General features: G+C 38.2%; 19 protein-coding genes. 5 read left to right on the top strand and 14 right to left on the bottom strand.

Annotation, left to right across the window (positions count from 1 at the left end):
* Nucleotides 1–95: 95 nt before the first annotated feature.
* The 3 genes from CYO89_RS10355 to CYO89_RS04520 all read right to left on the bottom strand — a co-directional run bounded on the left by CYO89_RS10355 (nt 96) and on the right by CYO89_RS04520 (nt 1,371).
* Entirely contained in the window at nt 96–257 is a 162-nt protein-coding gene (locus CYO89_RS10355) for a hypothetical protein (RefSeq protein ID WP_159070908.1), read from the bottom strand.
* Nucleotides 258–812: 555 nt separating this feature from the next.
* Nucleotides 813–1,115, bottom strand: a complete 303-nt coding sequence (locus tag CYO89_RS04525) for a type II toxin-antitoxin system RelE/ParE family toxin (RefSeq protein WP_103597293.1) — start codon at nt 1,113–1,115, stop codon at nt 813–815.
* Complete coding sequence (locus CYO89_RS04520) at nt 1,108–1,371, bottom strand: type II toxin-antitoxin system prevent-host-death family antitoxin (protein ID WP_021086499.1); 264 nt, start codon at nt 1,369–1,371, stop codon at nt 1,108–1,110. Before CYO89_RS04520 ends, CYO89_RS04525 begins: the two co-directional genes overlap by 8 nt.
* A gap of 202 nt (nt 1,372–1,573) precedes the next feature.
* On the opposite strand from CYO89_RS04520, the gene CYO89_RS04515 reads away from it, so the two are divergent.
* Entirely contained in the window at nt 1,574–5,386 is a 3,813-nt protein-coding gene (locus CYO89_RS04515; RefSeq protein WP_103597292.1) for a hypothetical protein, read from the top strand.
* A gap of 3 nt (nt 5,387–5,389) precedes the next feature.
* On the top strand, nt 5,390–6,757 hold the full coding sequence (locus tag CYO89_RS04510; protein ID WP_103597291.1) for a thioredoxin reductase: 1,368 nt from the start codon (nt 5,390–5,392) through the stop codon (nt 6,755–6,757).
* Between the two features lie 74 nt (nt 6,758–6,831).
* Here CYO89_RS04510 and CYO89_RS04505 read toward each other — a convergent pair whose 3' ends face one another.
* The 11 genes from CYO89_RS04505 to dnaG form a co-directional block, all read right to left on the bottom strand.
* Nucleotides 6,832–8,580 carry a site-specific integrase gene (locus CYO89_RS04505; RefSeq protein WP_103597290.1) on the bottom strand — a complete coding sequence of 583 codons (1,749 nt, stop codon included), beginning with the start codon at nt 8,578–8,580 and terminating at the stop codon, nt 6,832–6,834.
* A gap of 734 nt (nt 8,581–9,314) precedes the next feature.
* On the bottom strand, nt 9,315–9,488 hold the full coding sequence (locus tag CYO89_RS04500; RefSeq protein ID WP_258032526.1) for a type II toxin-antitoxin system prevent-host-death family antitoxin: 174 nt from the start codon (nt 9,486–9,488) through the stop codon (nt 9,315–9,317).
* A gap of 88 nt (nt 9,489–9,576) precedes the next feature.
* Nucleotides 9,577–10,599, bottom strand: coding sequence for an ABC transporter substrate-binding protein (locus CYO89_RS04495; protein ID WP_103597289.1), 1,023 nt, complete (start codon nt 10,597–10,599; stop codon nt 9,577–9,579).
* Between the two features lie 206 nt (nt 10,600–10,805).
* Nucleotides 10,806–12,986 carry a retention module-containing protein gene (locus CYO89_RS04490; protein ID WP_141090717.1) on the bottom strand — a complete coding sequence of 727 codons (2,181 nt, stop codon included), beginning with the start codon at nt 12,984–12,986 and terminating at the stop codon, nt 10,806–10,808.
* 190 nt (nt 12,987–13,176) lie between these two features.
* Entirely contained in the window at nt 13,177–14,166 is a 990-nt protein-coding gene (locus tag CYO89_RS04480; RefSeq protein ID WP_103597286.1) for an argininosuccinate synthase domain-containing protein, read from the bottom strand.
* Between the two features lie 59 nt (nt 14,167–14,225).
* Entirely contained in the window at nt 14,226–15,449 is a 1,224-nt protein-coding gene (pepT, locus tag CYO89_RS04475) for a peptidase T (protein ID WP_103597285.1), read from the bottom strand.
* A 9-nt stretch (nt 15,450–15,458) separates the two neighbouring features.
* Nucleotides 15,459–16,769: a C4-dicarboxylate transporter DcuC gene (gene dcuC / locus CYO89_RS04470; RefSeq protein WP_103597284.1), complete on the bottom strand. Its 1,311-nt coding sequence runs from the start codon at nt 16,767–16,769 to the stop codon at nt 15,459–15,461.
* Nucleotides 16,770–16,783: 14 nt separating this feature from the next.
* Nucleotides 16,784–17,482 carry a dipeptidase PepE gene (gene pepE, locus CYO89_RS04465; RefSeq protein ID WP_103597283.1) on the bottom strand — a complete coding sequence of 233 codons (699 nt, stop codon included), beginning with the start codon at nt 17,480–17,482 and terminating at the stop codon, nt 16,784–16,786.
* Nucleotides 17,479–18,798 carry an amidohydrolase gene (locus tag CYO89_RS04460; protein WP_103597282.1) on the bottom strand — a complete coding sequence of 440 codons (1,320 nt, stop codon included), beginning with the start codon at nt 18,796–18,798 and terminating at the stop codon, nt 17,479–17,481. Before CYO89_RS04460 ends, pepE begins: the two co-directional genes overlap by 4 nt.
* Nucleotides 18,799–18,800: 2 nt before the next feature.
* Nucleotides 18,801–20,039, bottom strand: a complete 1,239-nt coding sequence (locus CYO89_RS04455) for a M20 family metallo-hydrolase (protein WP_103597281.1) — start codon at nt 20,037–20,039, stop codon at nt 18,801–18,803.
* 98 nt (nt 20,040–20,137) lie between these two features.
* Entirely contained in the window at nt 20,138–21,850 is a 1,713-nt protein-coding gene (gene dnaG / locus CYO89_RS04450; protein ID WP_181001885.1) for a DNA primase, read from the bottom strand.
* A 61-nt stretch (nt 21,851–21,911) separates the two neighbouring features.
* Here dnaG and CYO89_RS04445 point away from each other — a divergent pair, with 61 nt between their 5' ends.
* From CYO89_RS04445 to rnc, 3 genes are read left to right on the top strand one after another with little or no spacing between them, the layout of a single operon-like run.
* Nucleotides 21,912–22,937, top strand: coding sequence for a tetratricopeptide repeat protein (locus tag CYO89_RS04445; protein ID WP_103597279.1), 1,026 nt, complete (start codon nt 21,912–21,914; stop codon nt 22,935–22,937).
* Nucleotides 22,915–23,349 (top strand): ribonuclease HI, encoded by a 435-nt coding sequence (gene rnhA, locus CYO89_RS04440; RefSeq protein WP_103597278.1) that lies wholly within the window; start codon nt 22,915–22,917, stop codon nt 23,347–23,349. Before CYO89_RS04445 ends, rnhA begins: the two co-directional genes overlap by 23 nt.
* A complete protein-coding gene (rnc, locus tag CYO89_RS04435) occupies nt 23,346–24,017 on the top strand; it encodes a ribonuclease III (RefSeq protein WP_103570384.1) in 672 nt (223 codons plus the stop codon). The genes rnhA and rnc overlap by 4 nt, the downstream gene beginning before the upstream one ends.
* Nucleotides 24,018–24,020: the final 3 nt, after the last annotated feature.

Raw genomic sequence — 24,020 nt, 5'->3', positions numbered from 1 at the left:
ACTGGCTTGCTTACAAACTTGCGGTATATCCTACGCAACACTCCTATATCTCATATAGACATACTCATAAATTTTCTATCTGCACGCCGAGATACTTATATCATCATAACACTCAGGTAGCTCGCCCCAGAGCGTATCGCAAAAAGATAAGACCAAGCATTGGCACGTAGTATTGATACGATGTGAGGTTTGACCCTGGGCGCAAAAACTCCGCCAACTCTCAAAGGTCGCTCTCTAGCATTTGTAAATTTAGCCATTTATATTTTGCTTGCTATTTTAGCATTTTATGGGTATGGATTGTTATTTTGGGAGAAAGAAATTTTATGAGTAAAATTTTGAGAGAGGTTTTTGCATGTATTAAAGTAATATTTATCTTAAGCAAAAACTTAGACCTTTTATCGGCAAATGTCATTTTTAATGGATAAAGTTTTGTTTAGGTTGTATCTTTGTAAATAAAAATTTTGCCCGTCTGGCTAAGACCTTACAGCAAGCTCGGACCGAGCTTGCTAAGTAAGTTTATCAACATACTAAAAATGTTGATAAATATACTAGAAACTGGCATTAAATTTTCTTGGATTATAACAAATAAATTCATAATGTAACATACTGCATGTGATGTAATGTGCAGTACATGATGTAACATTCAGTATGTGATGTCACATGCAGCACTTGATGTAATGTATAGTACATGATGTAACATGCAGTAGGTGACGTAACGTATAGTATGTGATGTTATGTATATTTTCGCAGATGAGAGAGTATTAGGATAGGTGGATATTTATTTTTAGAAAGATATTATTGAAGTTGTATGTCTAAAAAGCGCTTGGCGTATATCTAATAGTGATGATTATAACGGCCTTATTTTTTTCATTGACCCTATAAATCACTGTATAGTTTTTAACAAATAGCTGTCTATAGCCCATATTGGCATATCTGCCAACTTTTCTAATAGCACCACGATTTGGTATCTCATCTAGGCTAAGAATAGCATTTTTGATAGCCTCTAGCGTAGAGTTTGCAGCACCTGACGAGAGCAAAGATAGTGCGATATATTTATAAATCGCTTCAAGCTCTTCATAAGCTTGTGGTGAGATCAGAACTTTATACTTACTCAAGATACTTATCTTTTAAACTAGCAAAAACGTCTTTTGCTTCTAGCATCTTTGTATCTGCTGTTATCTTAGCTTCAGATGATGCGATGGCGCTATCTATATCGGCTGTGGCTACTAGCTTATCGTATGTCTTTATGCTCATCACAACCAAGTCTCCATAACCATTTTTAGTTACAAATATTGGTTCATCCTTGCTATTGCATAGCTGTGAAATTTCATTTGTGTTTCTAAGCTCTTTTATAGGTACTATTTGAGGCATATGTTATTTCCTTTTAATAATATGACATGATTATAGCATAATTGTGTTAGTAATTTAGATGGCTTTATCTAACTAACTTGGCAAGCTAAAAAATATAAGCCCAAGTATCAAACATTTCCTACCTTCCTTTATCCCATAATAAATTAATAATATTATAAATACAATCACAATAAAATATCTAAAACAGTAGTGGTGGCTTAATATGCAAAACAACGAAATAAATATAACCTACTCTTGCGAAGAGACATTAAAAAAGATAAAAGAGTATATGGCTGATGCGAAATGCGTAACTCTTTATACATCTAGTTTGAATTCACTCACATCGTACTCTAACGGCATAGCTAATGAGATCATATCTAATCTAATATTTTCTAAGAAGAGAGATAAAAAAGATGTGTCGATCGTATCTGACTTTTATATAGATAAAGAGAGCTTTACTGATAGCAAACTAAATAGAATAAGAGAATTTGAATATAGAGATATACCAGTAAAGATTGTCCATAAAAAGAGTGCAGTTGACAAGTTTTTTGCAAATTTAAAAGAGAAGATAAGCCCCATAAAAAGCAAAGCAAGATATGAAGCTGAACTTGAAGCTGCTCAGGATGAGCATGAGAGAAATTTGCTAAAAAGCATGGGTGAAACAAAGACAGAAGCTATAAGCTTTTATGATATGTTTGAGACCGTAGTATCCAACTACGACGACGCCAAAGATATTGTAAAAGAGTGCCTAAATACCTTAAAAAATGATCTACTAAGTGATGCTAGCTCTTTGATATCTAGCGAGGGACTAGATGGAGCTAAATTTGAAAAAAGTATTGAAGAGTGTTTTAGAGAGTTAGATAAGAATTTAAGCGAGTTAAATAAAGAAAGCGGAGAGTTTTTGCTAAAGCAAATATTTCTTTTTATACTAAGCATAGTTGATCTAAGTGATCCAAAGGCAGCGCTTAAAAAGGCAAACGGATGCTTTTTATTCTATGAGCTTAGTAAATTAACCTACAAGATGGTTGAGCATCAAAGTAATAGATCTCTTTATGGCGTAACCTTACCTATCCTTAGTTTTTTCACATCTAGATTTGCTTCTATTATAAATACCCTAAATATAAACTCAAGCTGCAATGTATTAGTATTTAAGCAAGATAAATCCTCTAATTCTGGCTTTTTTATAGACTTTACCCATCTAAATTTAGACTATATCTACTTTAGAGACGACAATAACCTAAATGAGGTTAATTGCAATGCAGATGAGGGATATAGTGTGTTTGGTCATTTGGATGATCTGTCGGTATTTGATCACACTAAGGACGTTTGCTCTTATGATATAGTAAATAAAAACTTAGGCTTTGGCTCTAGTGATGATACGCTCTTTAAAAGACTAAAGGATCAAATAAAAGGACTAAATGCAAACCTAAATTTCATCTGCGCTTCAAATTTTAATTCCGTAAAACTAGCCAATCTAATATCAGATAAGTCTAACAAAAACGGCAAATCTACAAACGACGAGATGAATAGCAAGGACTTTTCTAATTTAAATAAAAACTATATCGTTCTTTCAAATTCTCCTTTTAGATCAAGTGCAGGGCTAAGAGAAGAAGTAATAAGTAAATGCCTAGATCAAGTGATAGAAGACGGGCTAAATAGACCCAACAAATCCAACCTAGTAAAACAAAAATTTACTGACATAAAAACCCTAAGTCCTATTAAGGATTACAGCCAGTACAGCATAAATATCAATAAAGAAAACAATAAATCAACTCTTGTCTTAAATTTATCTCCATTTGCAAGGATAGATAAAAAATATATAGACAACATAGAGCAAAAAAGGGAAGAATTTAAAGAGATCGCCTATCAAGATGATACTAACTATCTTGATAATTACACCAAATACGAAGAGTTATTTAAGACAAATTTCTCTCACGTAAATGCTTATGTTAAGCAACCAAATGATATGGAGAAGATCAAAAAAAGCGAAGAAGAGTATATGAAAAAGGTAACTCTCTCTTTTAAAGCAGTATTTGATAAGGTAAATGAAAACGCCTTAAACAGAAGAGAGGCTGAAGCATATAACAATAGCAATATCTCAAGCCAACTTATAGATGATATAAAAAATGGCTCATCAACCGCAGATGAATACCAATCACAAATGCAACGTATAATACAAACCCTCCCAAAACGCTACTCTTTCATAGAGGCACTATCTCTTGGCGTAGCTTACTTTATAATAACTAAAAGCTATTCAAAAAAAATGATAAAGAAAAGCATTAAAGATGGTGATGAATATATAGTAATAGAAGATGATGAAATAAAAGCCCTACACTCAAACTCTATAATAAGAGTTTTTGATAGAGATTTAAAGTTATTTTTCTACAAAGACTCAGTAAAAAATAGTGGTCTAAAAAGTGGTGAGTATCTATGTATAGAAGAAATTTCTAAATATATGGATGGAGTAAATAACAAGGATGTAGTTAGCGTTGAAGAGCTTTTAACAGAAAATGAAGTTGGTAAAAATGCAGATATCAAAGATCCTTTGCAAAAAGATCTAATGAAACTTCTTATAGAACAAGCTGACAAGATAGATGATAACTATAAAAAAGATGAAGCTACTATAAAAGAGGCTATAGCTGCTAAGAATAAAAACACTCTAAAAGAGGCTATAAACTTAAAAGATATAGCATATAGTAATGATAGAGATATAAATAAAGAGGTAACCTCATTATTAGTAAAAACTACTATAGAAGAGGTATTTCCACTTTCAAAATTTGTTGGTGAAGATGGCATATCTAAGATATATGAATCACTTGGCTCTTATATATTTAATAAAGATGCAAAGGCACTAAGAGAAACATTTCTTGATGAGCTTGGGGTATTAAATTTAGTAAAAAGCCTACTTGGCGCAAGAAAGACTAAAGAGATAGATAGATATGTCTTGCTAATAACAAGCCTAAGAACTACAAGTGTAGTTTTACAACATTCAAAGCTTAATCTAATCATTCAAGCTTCGAATGCATTTAGGCTTCATATGGCGATGGAGTATTATAAACTAAGTATAACTTATACAGAGATCACAACATATACCTTTATGAGATATACTCATAGGTTTAGCTATACAGATTTTCAAGAGATAAAGAGACTAATAAAAGATTATGCAGGATCACTAGGTAAGAGCATAGGTGCTTCTATGGTTAGTGGTGCATTAGAACTCTGGAAAACCTCATACGAAAAGCTAGAAGAGAACTATAACGAGATAATGCACACAAGATATACATATAAATTTAATGAAGCATATGCACTAAATAATATCTCATATAAACCTATGTCCATAAAAGAAGCTTATGATAAAAATAGTACAAATAGCTATTGTTACTATCCAGTAATGATCTATCAAAACTATATAAGCCTAAATTTAAATAGACTATTTCTAGGAGCTAATATAAGTAGTGGAGGACTAGACTATAACTCATTTATATACTACGACATAGACCATAAGAAAAACAAACTATCTTTTAACCTAGCTTCTAAACTAGCACTAAATAACCTTAGTACCTATCTATGTTTAGATGAGCTAAGAGGAGCTGGTAATGAGATAGATGCAAACTACTTTAAATATGCTAGAAGTAGATACACTGAATCTGATGTAGAGATAAGGGAGCTAAATTTAGATGTTAAAGAGGAGAAAGAGGTGTATGACGCTTATAGAAAAGGTAATAGTCAAGATAGGGGTGGTTTGTCTTATGCCATAGATGCCTATCAAGAGGCTGCAAATATTATATATATGCTTAGACTAGGAATTTTTAACACCAACTATGGCAATACTCACCGCAACCTATCAAGAGATCTAGTAGAGGCTCTTGATATCATAGGTAACAATAACATAAAAGGGATATATGTGGGGTGTAAGGAGTTCGGATCGTCAGATAGAAAAGACAAGAGTACTCAAACCACATCATCTATCCCTCCTCGCCTAGTAGGTCGTTTAGCCACCACCATAGTTATGGAAGATGGTCTATATATAGGATAAGAGATGAAGAAGATTATATTTATCATCATAGCTCTTTTAGTAGCAGGATCACTATTAATAATAAATAAAGGAAATTTAATGAGTAAAGAAAATTTAATGGATAATACTAATACATATACAGTTATAGCTCCAAATGGAATGGAAATACCATTTGATAAAAAGACAAATTTAATGATACCAAACAATGACAATTATAAAAAACCTAGGACAAATAAGGAATACTTAGAAATTCAGTCCAAGTATCTCTTGGAAGCCCGTTCCATCCTAGACTCATCCCCATATAAAAACTATAAACCACTATACTATAACCCTAAACCAAACTCTCTAGGTCAAACAGACTATCTATCATTTAAACCATGGCTAGACATTAGCTATAAAGCAAGCTCAAATAAACTATCTCCATGGACTAAGACAGAAAAAGCTTACTATGAAAGCTTAAAAGATAAGAGAGATAGATATATCTATCTAGTAAAAAGAAGTAATCTAAAATGTACTATGATAGATATCCCAGATGATGCAATAGGCAGAGTAGATAGTAATGGCAAACTAACTAAACCAGAATATGCTGAAATTTATGATGAAGTAAATGCTCATAAAGGCACATTAAAATCAATGCTCTTTTCAGCAGAGTGGGGAATGTGTGCAGGAATACTTGGAGATCCTATGGGGTTTTCACATGGAAATGAAGCAGGATTTAAAGCAAGGGATTATCAAAGAATTTTCTTAGCAGCCCAGCTAGGAGTAGTAAAGGCTTTAGATTTTTTAGGTGATCTTTTTGAATATACTACTTATGATATAGGTCTAAATACAAATTTACAAATGGCGGAAGAATTTAGAAAACTAGCTAAAAATCCCCCACTAGATGAATATGGAATGATGCCTTATCTAGATGAGATAGTAGGTAGCTATTTCGTGATGGATTTTAATAGAGGACTTGCACTTGATACTGATGGTAGGGTTATGCGGTATTTTAGAAAACTCGTTGAAGACGAAGGTAAATTATTAGACCCTAGAGACCTAGATGCAAATGAGACTACAAGAGAAGAATTTATGACAAAAATGAAAGACGTCCTAAAAGATGAAATGCTTCCTTTTGACGTAGCTGAACCAGACGATCAAGAATATAGGCAAGTAATTTTGAATAGAGACATTAATCTCCTAGAAGCTAAAATAATGTCCCTAACTCCACCAGAGGGATATCCAAATGCACCATACTACAACACACCAGAAGAGCTAACAAGACTATATGAGGCTGGTAAATTAGATAAAAAGCTAAACCCTTTAACACCAGTGATGTATAGAGATAGCTTCCCTGAAGATCTTAGGCAAAAGATATTAAGCTATGCTAAAGAGCATAATATAAAGGATTAAGTATAAAATCATGTAATAGATTATGGTTTATAAAAGGAAGTATGTATCCACTATATAAACCATACGTCTAATATCTAATAGCACACCATTTCTACTTTTGCTTTTAAAACACTAGTATTTATATTTGTAGCATATGTTCCGAGTAAAATTTTATACTGCTTCTCATGTCCTACTATTTGAGCTATGATATTTGGCTCTACTTCTTGTTGGACAAGCGTATCTATAAAGTAGTGCCTAAATGAGTAAAAAGTCTTTTGCTTGTCGCTGCTTATTAGCTTTCGTTGTATTTGTGATCTAAAAATTTCTGAAAAGTCTTTGTTACTTACTTTGAAGATGCTTTTATTTGCACTAGCTCTTTGTTTTACAAACTCCATTAGTCCAAGCTCTATTAGCTTGCTATGGACTGGCACAAGCCTTATGGAGTTTATATTTTTGGTACTCTTACCATCATCTCTATTTACACTAAAGCAAAGCACATTATTGTGTTGCACGATATCACGTGCTCTTAGCTGAACTATCTCGTTTATCCTCATGCCACTATATGCTGCTATCATAGTTATATAGTATAGATCATTTGCACTTATGCGCTTACTTGGTGACTTGTTGGTCTCTTTAAAATTTTGGACTATTTTAAAGATAGCATTAGCCTCTTCTTTGCTATAAGGCAGAACCTTACGCTCCATCGGATTTATCTCTACTTTTATGTTTAAGTCATTTACGATGCTCTTACTTATGTAGTCGCTGTTGTAGCAATACTTAAAAAACTGCACTACTCTTATCATATATTTTTGTATGGTTACTTGCGATAGCTTGGCATCGTTTTTGCCTATGCGTATTATCTGCTCTAGGCTTTTATCTTTATATTTGGCTTTTTGGTTTAGCTTGGTTGGTATGAGAGACAAAGTATTTCTAAATTTAAGCAGATCATCTCGTGATATGGCTGTGATATCTTTGCTTGGATGAAAGAATTTAAACAATATATTGCCTACGATATTTACCAGATCCATAGTGCTACTTGACCACTTTTGACTAACGCTAGTGTTAGCTGTAAAATTTTCAAATGCCACTTTTAGTGTGATGATCTCCCTGCTCTCTATCTTTTTTTGACTAGGAGAACATGGCACTATCTCGTATTCTTGGACCGCCTCATCGTTTAAGCTACCCATGCCAAAGCTACTATCTCCTACTTTTATGCGTTTGCCTATTAGATGGCTATCGCTAGTTAGTATCTGCTCTACGTTCCTCTCATCACCTTTTGTTTTTACTAGCTTAAAAGGAGTGTTAAGTCCGTATTGTTGCTCAGCAGTTGCCATTATGGCATGTGAGAAATTTTTAGCTAGACTTTTGATATCTTCTTTTTTAAGAGGTAGCCCATTTGCTTCATCTAGAGCATTGATATTATCTTGGAAGCTCTCCATATCATTTGGCTCAAATTTATAACTTTCATCTTGTTTGCTTAAAAATTTAAGTCTTTTAGACACAAGGTTTGTGCTCTTATCAAGCTTTGATATTAGGTAGTTTAGGGACAATATGTGTTTTTCTAGCAGGGTTTGAGCTATACTAGCTTTATCATCTTGGTCTATGGCTTCATCTGGACTATTAGATAAAATTTTAGCCATGCCATTTAAAGTCTCATTACTTTTATTAAGCAAATCAGGAAAGGCATTATCTTTTAAAGCCTCTTTAAAATGCTTATTTAGCGCATCTGCAAAGTCAATATCTATCTTTTTATCATAAAGTGAATGCTCTTTTATACTCTTATCGATCTTTGCTTGCATAAAACTATCAACTAATGAATCTATAATTCCTTGATTTAGCTTCATATCCACCGCCTTTGTTATGAGATAAATATATCTATCATAGATTCTAGCAGATTTTCTGGCTTTTAATAAGGAATAAGTCCCCAAGGAGAAACTTAGCTCTCTTGAGCATTTTAAAACTTTTCTTGCGTTTGGTGCGATGACGCTTCGGTAGTAATAAATTCCATTGCGGTTTTTTAGATGTACCATGGATTTGTAGTGGAACAAAAGTGGAACACTTGACTAGTGCTTATGACAAAAAGTTGTTTGTAATGGCGATGTAGCAAGGCTTTAAGCGATATTTAAAAATTTATCTCATAAGCCGGAGGTCGGGAGTTCAAGTCTCCCCGTGACACCATAGATGTCCTACTTATCGATACTATAACTGCTCTTTTTGCAGTTTCCATTTCTTTAAAATTTCCTAAAAGTATGGTACAGTTTTTATAAAAAGCGGTACATTTTTTCAGGATTGTTTTATTTTACAAGATGCTTTCTATAAATTTGCTTTTATTTTTACTGATAAATAAATTTTATCTCAAGTAGACATCTTCATAGCCTAGTAGCTTGTCCTTGGCAACCTTTGGGTTTTCTAGACGCCCACTTAGCTTCTTTTTTAACTGCACCTTTATGCTATTGTCAAGCTTTTGCCACTCTTTTAAGGCACTTGGCAAAAATCACACTCATAGCTCATCTAGACTTACTTTTACTGGTTTTTCACCACTTGCTAAAGCAGTATCTACCGCTTTACTTAGATGATACTATTCTATTATCTCTGTCATTTTTTCATAGACAGAGTTAGGCACTAGATATGCACTAGGGACATTGTGGTTTAGTATAGCTACGACATTATCTCCAGCTTGTTTTAAAATTTGAGCTGGAGACTTTTTTAGCTCGCTTATGCTAGCTGTGAAATTTGCCTGTATGGTTTGCATTTTTATCCTTTACTTAATACCCAAAATAATACTAAAAATTATAAAAACAACCAAAAAGCTCCAACGTTGTAACTATACTAACTATATTCTATTTACCCTCTGGCTCTAGTCCATTTAAGATGTAGCCAACCTCTTTATCGCTTAGGTCGTAGTGCAAAAACTCTTTATAAAATTTCTTTGTCTCATCCGTTATATCCACATCTTTAAAAAGCTCAGGATGCAAGGTCTTTGCCGCCCATAAAATTTGTAAAGCCCCCTCAGCGCCGTATCTATCCCAGCTAAAGACGCCAGCTGGATTTACATAGACTTTTTTGTTTTTGACAGCGTTTGTACCGGCATAGACTTGATCTTCATATAGTTTTTTTAAAATTTCTGGTGCTTTGGCTCTGCCTATGATGATCACGTCTGGGTTTATCTTTATGATCTCTTCGGCATTAAGCTCCAGCATATTTCCAGCTTTTGAAACCGCATTTTGGCCACCTGCAACTCTTATCCACTCATCTATGATCGTATTTGTGCCATCAACCTTAAGCAAATTCTTACCATCAGCTATGTGAAGCACTTTTGGTCTTTCTATCTCAGCGATCTTATCTGTTTTACTTAGCACTCTTTTGAGGTTGCCGTCAAAATACTCATTAAATTTCTCAGCTATCTTTGGTTCGTCACCACCTATGACTTCAGCCATGATGGATACGCTCTTTTTCATATCAGCGTGATTTGTAAATGACGGATAAAGCACGGTAAAGCCATTTTTAAGTAGCTCTTCTTTGTTGTTTTTATCAGCGGCTATGACGATGTCAGGGTTTAGTTTGACTAGCTCTTCAGCCTGCAAACTCTTGCCATTTACGCCGTTTGGTATGCTTGAAATTTTAGGATACACATGCGCAAACCACTTATTATTTTTAATAAGATCGGTGGTCGCCACTATCTTATCAGCCCCACCTAGCATCAAAACGATCTGGTTGTTTGCGTACCAAAGTGTGGCGATCTTTTCCACATTTACAGGGACTTTGACGATATCACCAGAGATATCTTTGACATCTCTAAACTCGGCTGCATTTAGCATAGATGCCATTAGCAGCGACAAAAAAGCGATGAAAATTCTTTTCATTTTTATTCCTTTATAAAATATATATTTTTATATTTAACTTTCAAATAATATATAATTACCTTAATATGCAATTTAAGCATAATATATTTTTATAATTTAATAAGAATTTGACAAAGAAATGAAATTTGATTGATATTTTTAAAATTTGAGTGTAGATTTAGAAAAAAGTTTTCGGTCCAAAAGGTTTCCCTTTTAGACCAAATTTATTATAGAGTTACAACGACATCCTCTTTGATATCTACGCTTATCGTAGAGCCTGTTGCTGCGTATGTTCTGTAGCCATCATGTGAGCCAACCTCTGTAAAGCCGCCAGTTAACGTTACTTTATCGCCTTCTTCGCCGTCTATTTTCAGCTCATTGTTTCTAAAGATATCATCTTTAGTTAGTGTGATATTTAAATTTTTATCAGCTCCGCCAAGTTCAAGGTTTGTTATTTTCTCAACCTTACTAAAGTCCACAGAACCGTCTTCTATGGTAAGCTTGCTAGCTTTTGTGCCGTCGCTAGAGCCAACTATCTTGCCGTTTATTGTTGAGCCTGAAATTTCGATCTCACTATCGCCACCGCGAGTGCTGCCCTCTACGTCACCTTTTACTGTGGCATTTTTGATGATCACTGTATTTTTATCAGAGTCTTGAGCGCCGCCATATACATTAGGGTCTTCGCCGCGACCGCCGCTTACATATTGATTTACAGTAGCTCCGTCTAAAATTCTAATAGTATCAGCATCTTCATTGCCTTGTACATATTCAGTCACGGTAGTGCCAGCACCAGTTACAGTTATGTCGTCATTGCCCCATCTACCAACTATGCCTTCAACCGTTGCTTGGTCGCTAACCAAGATAGTATCGTCGCCACCTCTGCCATTTACTGCGCTTGTGAATGTGCCAGCACCAGTTACAGTTATGGTGTCATCGCCCTCGTCTGCTTGGATGAGTACGACACGTGCGCCTTTTTCTACTGTGATAGTATCATCGCCATTTCCGCCGCCTATATATTTCACGCTAGTTCCTGCGCCACTTATTTTTATGGTGTCATTACCAGCACCATTATCTGTTATATCTAGTAATGGATTTACCTGTTTTTCATGCATATCATTTTTAGTCTTTGTATCGCCAAGCACCCAGCCATCTACCTTAGCACCGCCTTGAACTACTATCGTATCTTCGCCAGCGTTACCAAATACATTCTTGCTAACAACAGAGTTATTATCTATCGTTATAGTGTCTTTTCCGTCGTTTCCATATACACTTTTAGCAACTTTTGAGCCATTATCTACATTTATAGTATCGTCGCCTTCGTTGCCCACAACCATGCCAGTGATCGTAGTTTTGTTTAGATCGATCACGTCATCGCCAGAGCCACCAGAGATGTTGCTAAGCTTTGCAGAATTTATACCTGAAATTTTATCAGCACCAACACCGCCATAAACATTATTTATCTGAGCATTATCTACAACTATTTCATCGTTGATATCTGAGCCAAAAACGTTTAGCTGTGCATTCGGAGCTACTATCTTTGCTACTGTGCCATCGTCTGGGTAGTTGCCCTCGTTTGCGTTGCTCGTTACTGCTAGCTTTTTAGCCTCATCTTGTCCGATAGCTAGCTGGCCGTCATTGCTCACATACCAGCCATTATTGTATGTAAATTCATTCACACCATCATCAGGCACTAGATAGCTTCTGCCATCACCTTGCTTTTGCACGCTATATCCGCTAGGTATCTTTGTTGTAAATGCCGGTAGTAGTTCAGCCGATGGGTCCTCGCCCTTGTGAGCTGAGAGTGGGATTTTGATTATTCCATTTGGTTGTGGCAATGGTTGTGGTGGCAATGGTTGTGGCAATGGTGGTTGTGGCAATGGTTGTGGTGGTACTACGTTATCAGTAGCCGCGCCGTCACCTAAATTTTCACTTTGTCCGCCGCCAACTGAGCTAACAGGAGCTTCAAATGTAGCACCTAGGTCACCAAGGTTATTAAAATTCGCACTTATATTTGAGTAGTGACCACCCTGTGCAAAGCTAGCAGCACCAAGACTTACTCCGTCACCTCCAGCGTTTCCACCAGCTTGGTTTCCACCAGCTGCAGTCTCTTCTAAACCAGCTAAACCTTCACCACTTAAGATTGCTTTTTGAAGTGAAGTGATATCTGCTGTTGTTTGAGAATTTTCACCTACACTTTGGTCTAAATTTATTGAGTCTTTGCCTATTAGACTTATTTCTTTTCCATCTGCTTTTGCTATTACTACTTTTGCGTCAGTTGATTCAGTGACTATCTTTTCTCCTTGATATACTATGTCACCTACTTTTAATTCTCTGCTTTCGCCTGTTAGGCTTACGGCTTTTACGCTTCCTTGCGTTACATTTTTTACTACGCCTATTTCCTTTGACATGCATCTCCCTTTTTAAATTTTTTCCTAAATTTAGCGGTTTTATCAAAATCAAACCATTGTACTTTGGTACAGTTGTGACATATTTATGACTGGGAATTTTACAAATTTAGATTTTGTGGGGGTTTGAAATAGTTATAAAATTTTAGATATTGCAAAGAAATTTAGATCAAATTCCTTTGCAAATTTAAACTTACTTCACAAAAAACTCTTGTGCTAGCTTTTTATCTTCAGGTTTGATGATAAATTTTTCATTAGCGATGCTAACTTCAAATTCATCATCTTTGCTAGCTTTTGTATAAGCTAGCGCGAGCCTTGCAGCAAGCTCTTTGTCAGCTTTACTAGCGTTTTTGCTTATGAAGCTAACAGCTCCCACGATGTCATCGCTCTCTTTAAATTTAACCTGCTCAAATTTATCATTTGGATGAGCCAAAAGTGCGTTATTGTCGCTCTCGTCACGCCCTATTATCATTTTAGCACCATCTACCAAGCGCAGATGCCTACCAAGCTTTAGCCACACGACATCGATATCTCGCATCTCTTTATCAAATTTCAAGTAGTCTTTTATCTTGACTGCAAAGCTCTCGATCGTTAGCAAACACCCACCTCCAGGCGTTGCAAAGTCCTCAAAGCCAAATTTCTTTGCTAAAGCAAGTTGTGGCTTTCTATCGCGCCCGCTTATGTCAAGTAGCTTCTCTCTATCGACCCAGCCCTCGCGCTCTGGTTTAGTTGGTGGCAAGAGCTTAGCGCACATCGGACGAAGCACTAGATCATCCTCGTCATCAGCTAGGCGCTTGACCTGAAAAAGTGCGTCTCTTCGCTGGCTCATCGGCCTTTGTCCTACGACTTCGCCTGTGATTATAAAATTTGCATTTTCGCTTTTTAGCATATTAAGAGCGGTTTTAAACATATATCCATGGCAGTCGATGCAAGGGTTAAATTGCTTGCCATAGCCGTATTTTGGGTTAAAAAGCACATCACGAAGATACTCGTTTCTCATATCAACCACCTTTAGGCTAGCCCCAGCCAAGGCTGCACGGCGCCTTAAAACTTCGTGCTTCTCCTCATCTACGCCAAATCCAGTATCCATATAAAGCGCGACCACTTCGATGTTTTGATCGCTTATTATTTTCATAGAGAGCATGCTATCAAGCCCTCCGCTAAACAAAGCTAAAGCCTTCATTTTTGTCCTGAAAGTAAAATTTAAAGCCTAAATTTACTAAATCTAGGCTTTTATGAAGTTTATTTAGCAGCGTTAATTACGATTTTTTTAATGACTTCGCTTGCGGCTTTTAGGCTGCTAACTGGCAAGTACTCAAAGATTGAGTGAAAGTTATTTCCGCCTGTGAATAAATTTAGCGTTGGTACGCCCTTTGCAGAGATCGCAGCACCGTCATATCCGCCTCGCATCGGCTTTATGTTTGGCGTGATATTTAGCTCACTAAAGGCATCTTTTGCTAGTTTTATAGGCAGTGAGTTTTTATCTTTTAAGAACTTAAAGACGTTTTCATAGCGTGTTTTTAGCGTGATCTCACAACGATCTCCATAAATTTTATTAAAAGAATTTGCCATCTCACTTAAAAACTCAAGCCTTTTTTGAAATTTCACCTCGTCAAATTCTCTAATGTCGATCTTGAGCGTCGTTTTTGCGCTGTTTCCGCTAAGCTCTTTCACCCAAAAGTAGCCCTCTTTGCCCTCGGTGCACTCTGGCACTTCGCCGCCTGGCAAAAGCGAGATAAATTTATGCGCAAGAAGTAGCGAATTTACAAGTTTGCCCTTTGCGTTCATCGGATGAGCCGAAACGCCTTTAAAGACCATCGTGCAGTCAGCTGCGTTCCAGTTTTCATATATTAGCTCGCCTATCTCGCAGCAGTCTAAGCAGTAGCCAAAGTCAGCTCCCAGTAAATTTACATCAAGTGCTTTTGCCCCAAGTAAGCCCTGCTCCTCATCTGGTACGAAGCAGATCACGATCTTGCCGTGCTTTACATCAAGATTTTGCATGAAAAAGCTAGCCATATTTACGATACTAGCGATCGCCGCCTTATCGTCAGCACCAAGCAAGCTAGTGCCGTCAGTCACGACTATATCGTCGCCAACGTATTTTTTAAGCTCTGGGTTGTCGCTAAATTTAAGGTAAATTCCCTGCTCTTCGTTTAGACAGATGTCACCGCCTGTGTATTTTACTATCTTCGCTTTTGTGTCGTTTTTTTGCTCACTACTTGTATCTAAGTGCGCAAAAAAGGCGATACTTGGAGCATTTTCGCAGTTTGGGGGGATCTTTGCTATCAAGATAGCACTATCTTGCAAGATGATATCTTTGATACCAAGCGAGACAAGCTCATCTTTTATAAAAAGAGCCAGCTCGTACTCGGTTGGATTAGAAGGCATGATGCCTTTTAATCCATTCTCTTTATTTGTCGTGGTGTTAAATTTCGTATAGTTTATAAATCTCTCTACGATATCCATCTTTCATCCTTAGATGACGAAAAATGCGATCGCCACAACAGAGAGAAACATACCTAAAAATGTCCTTTTTGCAAGCTCGACTGGGCTAACCATAGCGATACCAGCACAAACGATAGCAGCTCCAGCGATCGGAGAAGCTGAACGTCCAAGTGAGCCTGCAATAGCTGCAGCCATACCAAGCTTATCTTGCTCAAAGCCAAGAGCAGCAGCATTTGTTGTGACAGCTTCGTTAAATGCAAATGTAGCAGCGTCGCCTGAGCCTGTAACTATACCCATGATAAATGGCACAAATGTTCCGCCAAATTTAACGTAGCTTTGATCGGTTTTTAGCCACGCTATGACCACATCAACAGCTCCGCACGCCTTTAGACCTGCGACAAAGACGCCAGCTGCGATGATGATACCGATAACATCAGCGTAAGCGTGACCCATGCCGTTAAAGAACTCTTTTGTGATCTTTTGTGGGTTTGTAAGCGTAGCAAAGATAGCTATGATAGCACCAAGTATCATCGCCTCAGCAACGCCCATCTTTGTCCATGCCAAAAAGCTGTAGTCTTTTGCTAGGCTTGTTCCGCCGATAACCAAGATGACAAGTGGGACAAGTGGCATAAGAGCGTAGATCAAATTTACTTTAAACGCTGACTTCTCTTCGCTTGCGGCACCGCTTTCAAGAGTGAAATTTGTACCTTTTTGATAGTCTTTAAATAATATTGCGACGATAGTTAGCATGACAACTACGATAGCTAGAGCTGTAAATGCGCTAGGAATTTGCACTTTTATGATGTCTTGAACTGTGTAGTTTGCAACTGTCTTTTTAACAAGGTCAGCCACATATATGTTGTGCGCAGAGCCTGGGCTTAGGACTGAGCCAAATGTGCCTGCAAAAACAGCCGCACCAGCCATCGCAGGGCGAACGCCTGAGGCCATTAGAAGCGGTATAAGCGTCGCGCCAACAGCAGCCGAGCAGCCAGCAGCTGAAGGGATAGCGATATTTATAAAGTAAGTTAGCACGGTTGTTACAGGGATCAAGATAAATCCCACGTTTCTAAGTGGCTTTGTAAGAAGCGCAACAAGGTGCTTATCACACATTGTATATTTCATAACGAAAGCAAAACCCATACTCGCACAAATAGCCTTTATAAGCCCTGCTTTAGTCATATAGTCAGTAAAAGCACTTAGTGCCCCCATCGGTTTTAGTGCGATTATACAAAGCACCAAACCAACACCTATTAGCACCGTTCTTGTCTCTTTTTTTAAGACTAGAAGTGCTACAACTGCAACGATGCCAAGAATGGCAGCAATTAGCTTGAATGTTTCCATACCTCTCTCCTTGTTTAGATTTTAAATTTAGTTCCAACTTCTATTTTTTCTATCTCTTTTTGATACTCAAATTTTAAAATTTCGCTGTGTCCTATGACCTCAGCCTCGCTATCCTCTATAAGCAAAGCCGTGCCCTCAGGCAAAGCATAGATAGTATCTTTTGTATTTGCTATCAAAAACTCCTCTAGCCTCTCCTCCCTGCTCTCGCCGTTATGACCTGCTAGTTTGCCACTTATGAAGTGTGGGTTGATCTGATATGGGAAGATATTTAGGCTATCAAAGGACTTTGGCATGATGATAGGCATATCATTTGTCGTCATCATCGTCTTGCCAGCGATATTTGCGCCAGCTGACCAACCAAAGTATTTTGTGCCGTTTGCCACAGCCTCTTTTATAGGCTCAATCAAATTTAGCTTATAGAGCATATGAAGTAGCATGAAGGTATTTCCGCCTCCAACTGCGATACTGCTAGCGTTTTTGATAGCTGAAATTTTATCCTCGTAGTGGTGGATTGATTTTATATTTTTGTTTTTTAGGCGGTCTATGACCTTTTGCTCATATTCGTCATTACTTCGTCTAACTCCAGCGTAAGGGATAAATAAAATTTCCTCCTTGCCGCTCTCGCCCAAGAAGTCCTTAACCCAGTTTTTGCAGTGTCTCAAGTAGCCAGTATCTTGGTAGCTTGAAGCGCTGATTAGTAAAGCATTTTTCATTTTTTAGCTCCATTTAGTTTGTAAGCAGCCCTTAGATAGATATCAACCCCAGCGACCAAGCACTCCTCGTCAAAGTCAAATTTGCTGTTGTGATGGCCTGCTTTTAAATTTGTACCGATCATCATATATCCGCTCTTTGCGCCCCTATCTTGCAAAGCTCTCATAAAGTGAGCGAAGTCCTCGCAAGCGCCAAAGTCAAGCTCTTTAACGATCTTATCATCATCTATAAATGGGCTTTGCTTTGCTGCTTCATAGAAAATTTCAGTCACCTCTTTGTCGCTATTTGCTCCGCTTGTGCCACCAGTCATCACGACTTTGCTCTGGACATCATAAATTTCACTCACGCCTTTTACGATATCCATACATTTTTTATACATAAATTCATTTAAATTTGTATCCTCGCCCCTTGTTTCGCAGGCTAGATAGCCGTTTGGTGCTATAACGTTTCTGCCCTCGCCTGCTCTTAAAACGCCCACATTTATCCTAGTCACGCCCTTTGCGTGCCTTGTGATGCCATGCATATTTAGAGCCATTTGAGCAGCGGCTAAAAGGGCGTTTGCTCCCTCTTGCGGCGCTCCTGCTGCGTGAGCTGAACGGCCAGTGATATGCACGTCAAATTTAGATGTTGCAAGCAATTTATTTGTGCCACAAACTATGCCGCCATTTGTTTCTGCTTGAAAGCCGATATGTCCGCCAAGTAGGTACTCGATGCCCTCAAGCACCCCAGCAGCCTCCATAGCCACAGCGCCCCTTGTGCCCTCTTCTGCTGTTTGAAATATAAATTTAAATTTGCCATTAAAATCATCTAAATTTTTAGCGATCAGCTTTGCAAGCGCTAGACCCATCGCCATGTGTCCATCGTGCCCACAAGCATGCGTGATACCAGCGATATCTGAGCCAAAGCCCTCTTTGCAAGGTCTATGAGCAGCCTCTGCGCTCTCTGTCACATCAACGCTATCAATGTCAAATCTAAATGCACTAAATTTACCAGGTCTTTTTGTATCGATGAAGGCTGTTAAGCCAGTTAGGCCATCTTTCATGCATTCAAGATATTTTGCCTCGTCAGGATTTAAAAGGCTTTTTGCTCGCTCGATCGCCTTTTGGCACTGCTCTTTGCTCCCAACTCCAAGCCTTGCATCGCTCTTTACAACCTCTTCGCCAAGCTTCACCTCATAGCCTAGCTCGCTAAGCCTTTTTGCCAAAACCGCAGTCGTAAAAAAGGTAAACCAGCCAGTTTCTGGGTGCGAGTGAAAGTATCTGCGATCTTTGATCATATCCTCTTTTAAAGATAGTGCTAATTTTGCTATTTTGTCCATGACTACTCCTCGTTTGAAAGTCTTATTAGCGCATTTGTTAAAATTTTAGTTGCGGCTACTGCATCTTTGAAATTTATCGCCTCTTTGGTGTTGTGACTGATACCATCCACGCAAGGGATAAAGAGCATGCCAACGCTACTTGCTAGCTTTATTAAATTCATCGCATCATGCCCAGCCCCGCTTGGCAAAGTAAGCGTTTTTATACCAAGCTTTTTGGCTTCATCTTCAAGCAAATTTATGGCGTGTTCGCTTAGTTTTACTGGCTCGTCGCTACTTAGCTCTCTTATCTCGTAGCTAAATTTAAGCTCACGGCTTAGCTCACCCACAAAAGTTCTAAGCTCTAAATTTAACTCCTCTAAGCTAGCCTTATCGATATCTCTTAGATCAACACCAAGCCTTGCCTCACCTGGCACGACGTTTAAAACGCCTGGTTTTGCATGCACGTAGCCAACGGTTGCGACGGCTGTTTTTTTGTTTTTGGCAAATTTATTGGCTGCGATTATGATGTGTGAAGCGGCAAGCAGGGCGTCACTGCGCATATTCATAGGAGTTGCGCCGCTGTGATCAGCCTTGCCCTGTATTGTGATCTCAAATCTAATAGGAGCTGCAATCCCGCTTACCACGCCAACGCTTATAGCGCTTCGCTCAAGCACTGGACCTTGCTCGATGTGAAGCTCAAGATAGGCGTGTAGGGAGTTTTCTTTTAGGATGGCTTCATCTAAATTTTGTGGTTTAAACCCAGCCGCGCTCATCGCCTCAAAAAGCGAGATGCCATCTTCATCTTTTAGCTCATGAAGCCTTTGCTGGCTTAGTTTGCCGCTTATTATCTTGCTGCCGATAGTGGCTGTCTTAAAGCGGCTTGACTCCTCACAGCAGAAATTTATGAGCCAAAGTGGGCGCTTTAGCTTGATGCCAGCCTCTTTTATCGCAGTTAGCGCCTCAAGACCAGCCATGACGCCAAGTGTGCCGTCATAAAAGCCGCCATTTGGCACGCTATCTATGTGAGAGCCCACGCAAACTGGCTTCGCGTCCGCCTCGCAGCCTTCATCATAGATGGCGTAGATGTTGCCGACATTGTCAATTTTAAGTTTAAAGCCATTTTTTTCTATCAAATTTATAAGAAATTTTCTTGCTTCAAGGTCATCTTTGCTAAAGGCTAGCCTTGTTAGCCCACCACCTTTTAGCGCTCCAAACTCGCTTATAGCGTTAAAATTTCTCTCAAATCTTTTAGCGTCTATCATCATAAATCCTTAAAATATAAAGCCAATCTTAAAAAGATTTATTACTTTAAGCATTTTACATTTTGTTTTATGATTTGAAGCTGAAAAAGTGTGAGTTTTTAAATTTTATAAAGCTGAGTCTTGAGATCTTTGATGATAAATAGCAGTTTTTCTAAAATTTCTATCTTATTTGGGTTGTCTGAGCCTTTTAAAATTTGCTGTTCGTTCTCATAAAAGGCGATTTGCATATTTAAAATAGCCTTTTGCAAAGTGGTTGCATCGGTGATCTCATGGATATTTTCGTCCATTAAAATTTCTCTAACCATCTGCTCGTCGCTCACGTCGTATCTATAAAGGATGGCGTTTAGATACTCAGGATGCTTTATAAAGTATCTAGCACCAAGCTTTGAGAGTATCTCATCTCTGTAGTTTGGGTTATTTAGCATGGTTTTAAAAAGTGCAAACTCAAGCGGGTCTTTGTTCATCACAGCTGGCACCTCATCTACCATGACAGAGTTGCTAAATTCATCTTTATCTTTTTTTCTAAATTCTCTTTTAAATTTAGCTTCATTTTTTGGCTTCTGCTTTAGCCCAAACCTATCTGCCACGCTTTGTGGAGTGAGGTTAAATTTTGCCGCTACCTCGGTCACATACGAGCTTGCTATCTCCTCTCCAAGCTCGTCCATATAGGCTTTTATCTCACTTAGGCAGTTATCTCTTTGCACTGAGCGCGTGATGTCATACTTTTGCATGATCTTTTCTATATAAAATTTCACCGCATCCTCGCCTGAGCCAAAGAGCTCATTAAGCTCCTTTATCTTGCCTGCAAAGACCATATCAGCGGGATCTGCGCCGTTACTTATGATGACTACTTTTGTATCTATTTTATTTATGCTTAGCAGGTGAGCTGACTTTATGGCTGCATTTATACCAGCGCCATCTCCGTCAAAGCAAAGCACCACGCTTATCTCGCCCCTTTTTAAAAGTGGCAAGTGGCTTGTAGTAAGTGCTGTGCCAAGAACCGCAACAGCGTTTGTAAAGCCAGCGTAGTGAAGCATGATGACATCTAGATAGCCTTCAGTTATTATTATCTGATTTTTCTCAAAGATGCTTTGTCTAGCAAGGTGGTAGCCATAGAGCAGCTTTGACTTGTCAAATACCGAGCTTTGGGGCGAATTTACATATTTTGCAGGGTGATCTGAGATCGTTCTACCGCCAAAGCCAACAAGTCTTGTCGTGTGCGAGTAGATAGGAAAGGTTATGCGCTCGATGAAACTAGCGTAAATTCCCTTTTCATTTTGCTTTACGATGCCAACTTCAAGCGCCTCTTTGGGCTCTATGTTTTCATTTTGCAAAAGTCTAATGGTGCTTTTACTATCCCCAGCCCAACCAAGCTCAAATTTCTCTATCATCGCATCATTTATGCCACGCGACTTGATATATCTAACGGCCGCTTCGTTTTTGTAAAACTCACTTCTATAAAAGGCATTTACCTTTTCTAAAATGTGCTTATTCTCTTTTTGCGTTGGCACCTTGTCGTTTGTGTATTCAAGGCTGAAATTTGAAATTTGAGCGATCTTTTCTATCGCCTCTGGGTAAGTTAGCTTTTCATAATCCATCACAAATTTAACCGCATCTCCGCCAGCTTTGCAGGCAAAGCAGTGATACATCTGCTTGTTTTGATTTATGCTCATGCTCGGGTTTTTGTCGTCATGAAACGGACAGACACACTTGTAGCTTGAGCCCATCTTTTTGACAGGGATATACTGCTCGATGATATTAACAATGTCTATTTGGTTTTTTAATTTTTCAATGGATTTTGGATCTATCATAAGCAAAATTATACAACTGCTTTGTTATAATTAAAGTAAAATTTTATTACAAAGTGTTAGCGTGGATATTTTTTTCATTGGACACAGAGATCCGATATTTAGCCTTATTATTCTATTTAGTATCATCTTGATGATCGCTGCTTTAAGCTACGCTTGGGGCATATTTTCAAGTAAAGATGAGAAAAAACGCATCGAGAAATTTATAAAGAAATTTGACAGCAAAGATGGCATAAGCGACGAGCACAAGCAGATGCTAAAAAGCCCAGAAGTAGATATACCAAGCCTTAGCATGTTAGGTCAGACATTTGCTAAAAATGGCGACTTTGAAAAGTCAATCGGCGTCTATCTCATCGCACTTGAAAAGGTAAAAGATAAAAACGAGAAGGAATTTATCCTAAACGAGCTTGGGGAGGTCTATTTTAAGGCTGGATTTTTAAAAAAAGCTAGCGAAGTCTTTGAAAAAGCGCTTGAGCTAAGCCCTAGAAATGTCCTCGCACTGCGCTTTTTAACGATGATAGATGAGAAGCTTAAAAACTACAAAGAAGCTCTTTATGCGCTAAATTCGCTTGAAGAGCTAGGGACAAATGTAAAAGATCAAAAGGCCTATATAAAGGCGATTAGCACGCTTGATGATAGAAATTTAAGCTTTAACGAAAAGGTAGAAATTCTCTCACACCTTAGTCAAAATTTTGAGCTTTTAAAGCGTATGATCTTAGCGCTTTTTATAAGGCACAATGAAAATTTAGAAAATTTAAAAGATTTTGCCAAATTTGAAGATGTGCTTGATCTACTTTACAACCTAAAAACGCCTATAAATTTAGACGATGCAAAATACAAATCACTCTTTTACGCAAGGGGCGATATAGAAGGTCCATGTGAAATTTACGGCTTTGAGCTAAATGTCATAAAAAGGCTAAAGGACGCTAAATTTGAAGCAGCTGGACTAAGCTTTAACTACGTTTGCAAAAACTGCAAAAACTCATTTCCTATGCACTTTTACCGCTGTCCGGTCTGCCACGAGCTAGGAAGTGTCAAAATTTTATCCCACATCACAGAAAAACCAAGTGAAGATAGTAACACTTTTTAGCGACGGCTCGTGCCTTGGAAACCCTGGAGCTGGCGGCTGGGCTTACATTTTGAGATTTAACGAAGCGCAGAAAAAAGCAAGTGGCGGTGAGGCATATACGACAAATAACCAAATGGAGCTAAAAGCTGCGATAATGGGGCTAAAAGCGCTAAAAGAGCCCTGCGAGGTAAGGCTTTTTACAGACAGCTCATACGTGGTAAATAGCATAAATGAGTGGCTTGCAAACTGGCAAAAGAGAAATTTTAAAAACGTAAAAAATGTCGAGCTTTGGCAGGAGTATTTAGAGATTTCAAAGCCACATAAAGTCGTGGCTAGCTGGGTCAAGGGGCACGCTGGGCACCCTGAAAACGAGGAGTGTGACCAGATGGCAAGAGACGAGGCATTAAAAATAAAAGATGAGAAAAAGATATGAAAAATTTAGAAGAATTTGAACGTAATCTTGGCTATAAATTTAAACAAAGTGAGCTTTTAGAAGAGGCGCTAACGCATAAAAGCACTAAGCAGGCGCTAAACAACGAGAGGCTTGAGTTTTTGGGCGATGCGGTGATGGATCTGCTCGTGGCTGAGTATCTTTTTAAGAAATTTAGCAAAATCGCAGAGGGCGATATGAGCAAGCTAAGAGCCGCGCTTGTCAATGAAAAAAGCTTTGCAAATATGTCTAGACGGCTAAAAATGGGCGAGTTTTTAAGGCTTAGCCAAGCTGAAGAAAACAACGGCGGCCGCGAGAAAGATAGCATTTTAAGTGACGCATTTGAAGCGGTGATGGGCGCTATCTACCTTGAGGCTGGACTTGATAAAGTTAGAGAAATTTCAATCGCCTTGCTTGAGCTTTGCTATCCGCAGATCGACTTTGCGCACCTTGAAAAGGACTACAAAACAGCCCTTCAAGAGGTCACTCAAGCGACTCTTGGCGTCATACCAACATACGAGCTCATAGGCTCTTTTGGCCCTGATCACAAGAAAGAATTTGAGATAGCCTTGCTACTAAATGGCAAAGAAATTTCACGTGCCGTTGGAAGCTCGAAAAAGCAAGCCCAACAGCTAGCAGCAAAAATCGCACTAGAAAAAATTAAAAAATAGGAT

The organism is Campylobacter concisus (assembly GCF_002913765.1).
Lineage (GTDB): Bacteria > Campylobacterota > Campylobacteria > Campylobacterales > Campylobacteraceae > Campylobacter_A > Campylobacter_A concisus_BB.
Note: the sequence above shows the minus strand (reverse complement) of the source record. Positions and strands in the feature narration are given on the sequence as shown.